Below are 2,925 nucleotides of genomic sequence, written 5' to 3' on the forward strand. Positions count from 1 at the left end.
GCGGGGGCGCGCCCGGAGGGGGCCGGCCGCCGCGGACGCGGGGGCCATGGCCGCGGCGGTCCCCGACTTCCGGCCCGCCGAGTACGCCACCGGGAAGATCAAGAAGAGGGACGACCGCGCGGACCCGACGATCACCCTGGTCCGCAACCCCGACATCCTCGCCGAGATCTCCGCCGACCGCGCCCGCCCCGGCCAGGTCGGCGTCTGCTTCGCCCCCCAGACCGCCGCCGTGCTGGCCAACGGGCGCACCAAGCTGGGGCGCACAGGCTGCGGTCCCCTGGTCGTCAACGAGGTCGGCGAGCGCAAGACCTTCGGCTCCGAGGAGAACGAAGCGGTCGTGCTCGGCGCCGACGGGTCCGAGACGCCGGTGCCGTTCGGGCCGAAGGAAGACCTGGCGGACGTGGTGTGGGATCTGGTGCGGGAGCGGCTGGGCTGACTCCTGAGGCGTCCGGGAAACGGATTTCGCCCGACCGGGCGCCTCAAACCCCCCGAAATTCGGACGTCAACGCCCTGGCGGAGACCGATCGTCGTATCGCAGAATGCAGTGCCGCAGGTCACAAGGCATCCATCAAGCGAGACGCGGCGCCCAGTGGCCGGAAGCGACCGATAAACTGGTCGACGAAGCATTGCCGGGCGCAGCTCCCGGTAGCCTCGCCAATGATCAGCCAGCAGCCGCTGCAACCCCAGGGAGCGTTGTGTCCCGTCGTCTCTTCACCTCGGAGTCCGTCACCGAGGGCCACCCCGACAAGATCGCTGACCAGATCAGCGACACCATTCTCGACGCACTGCTCCGCGAGGACCCGACGTCCCGCGTCGCCGTCGAGACCCTGATCACCACGGGTCTGGTGCACGTCGCGGGTGAGGTCACCACCAAGGCGTACGCGCCGATCGCGCAGCTGGTGCGCGACAAGATCCTGGAGATCGGTTACGACTCCTCGAAGAAGGGCTTCGACGGCGCCTCCTGCGGTGTCTCGGTGTCCATCGGTGCGCAGTCCCCGGACATCGCGCAGGGCGTCGACACCGCGTACGAGAAGCGGGTCGAGGGCGACGACGACGAGCTGGACAAGCAGGGCGCCGGCGACCAGGGCCTGATGTTCGGTTACGCGACCGACGAGACGCCCGAGCTGATGCCGCTGCCGATCCACCTCGCGCACCGTCTGTCGCGCCGTCTGTCCGACGTGCGCAAGAACGGGACCATCCCGTACCTGCGTCCCGACGGCAAGACCCAGGTCACCATCGAGTACGACGGCGACAAGGCCGTCCGTCTCGACACCGTGGTCGTCTCCTCGCAGCACGCCTCCGACATCGACCTGGAGTCGCTGCTCGCGCCCGACATCCGCGAGTTCGTCGTCGAGCCCGAGCTCAAGGCGCTCCTCGAGGACGGCATCAAGCTGGAGACCGAGGGCTACCGCCTGCTCGTCAACCCGACCGGCCGCTTCGAGATCGGCGGTCCGATGGGTGACGCCGGTCTGACCGGCCGCAAGATCATCATCGACACGTACGGCGGCATGGCCCGCCACGGCGGCGGTGCCTTCTCGGGCAAGGACCCGTCGAAGGTGGACCGCAGCGCCGCGTACGCGATGCGCTGGGTCGCCAAGAACGTGGTCGCCGCGCAGCTCGCCTCGCGCTGCGAGGTGCAGGTCGCGTACGCGATCGGCAAGGCCGAACCGGTGGGTCTGTTCGTCGAGACCTTCGGCACGAACACCGTTCCGGTGGAGAAGATCGAGGAAGCCATCTCCGCGGTCTTCGACCTGCGTCCGGCCGCGATCATCCGCGACCTGGACCTGCTGCGCCCGATCTACTCCCAGACCGCCGCCTACGGCCACTTCGGCCGTGCGCTGCCGGGCTTCACCTGGGAGCGCACGGGCCGCGTGGGCGCGCTGCGTACGGCTGCCGGTCTGTAGTCTCCTCTCGCTGTGCGGCAACGGCCCGCCCGCGGCGCCCCCCTGTGGTGGGCGTCCGTGGCCCCTTTGCGGTCGCGCGGGAAAAGAGGTGCGCGGGGCGGGAGTTGGTGCGTACGGTGGGGATCTCCCGGTGCGCAGGCCGCGGTTACTTCGATGGAGTTCACCTGCTCCGGCAGGTGTGCGTGGAAATCCCGGCCCTCGGGCCGTGCAGGTCCGCTGCCGCTTCGATCTCGGGAGACCTCAAGGCTCCGACTCCGGGTGCGCCCGGTGCGCAGGCTGCGGATACTTCTCCGGGTTATCCCTTTACGGGTTCGAATCCCGTCGCCGTGACCTTCGGTCGCGGTGTGGCGGAACTGGCAGACGCAGAGGCTCACCATCCGCCGCCGACTGGATCTCGGGCGCGCCCGGTGTCAGTGCCTTCTGGTTAAGTTGGGGCTGTGAGCAGCGAGAACGAGCAGCCCGGCAGCGACGCGCAGGACGCGGCGCCGGAGCAGCTCGCGCTCATCCGGGAGACCGTGCGCCAGGCCAAGGTGCCGCGCGCCAAGCCCCGTACCTGGCGTGGCGCCGAGCTCGCCCCTGAACTGCCCGTGGCCCGGGTCCTCGTCGACAAGGGCGTGCTGCATCTCGACCGCTACTTCGACTACGCCGTGCCCGCCGACCTCGACGCCGACGCCCAGCCGGGCGTGCGGGTGCGGGTGCGGTTCGGGGCCGGGCGGAGCCGTGTGCAGGGGGGCCGGCGTGAAGGCGGCGGTCTGATCAGCGGGTATCTGATCGAGCGCATCGCCGAGTCCGACTACACCGGGCCGTTGGCCGCCCTCGCTCAAGTCGTGTCGCCCGAACCCGTGTTGAGCCCCGAACTGCTCGGCCTCGCGCGGGCCGTCGCCGACCGGTATGCGGGCAGCCTCGCCGACGTGCTCACGCTGGCCATTCCGCCGCGCAATGCCCGCGCGGAGGCCAAGGTGTCGCCGCCGGCGCCGCCCCCGCCCGCCGAGCCCCGGGGCGGGGCCTGGGGGCGGGACCG

The 2,925-nt window shown here is 70.7% G+C and carries 2 protein-coding genes and 1 pseudogene; all 3 read left to right on the forward strand.

From position 1 onward, the window contains the following. A partial coding sequence (locus tag JAO81_RS12515; RefSeq protein ID WP_307813321.1) for a phosphopantothenoylcysteine decarboxylase occupies positions 1-436 on the forward strand: 436 nt, incomplete at its 5' end. 259 nt (positions 437-695) lie between these two features. Next, positions 696-1,904: a methionine adenosyltransferase gene (gene metK / locus JAO81_RS12520; protein WP_199547895.1), complete on the forward strand. Its 1,209-nt coding sequence runs from the start codon at positions 696-698 to the stop codon at positions 1,902-1,904. Positions 1,905-2,341: 437 nt separating this feature from the next. Next, a pseudogene (locus tag JAO81_RS12525) lies at positions 2,342-2,925 on the forward strand (hypothetical protein); the annotation flags it as partial.

The sequence above is a fragment of the Streptomyces sp. N35 genome (genome assembly GCF_016464295.1).
GTDB lineage: Bacteria > Actinomycetota > Actinomycetes > Streptomycetales > Streptomycetaceae > Streptomyces.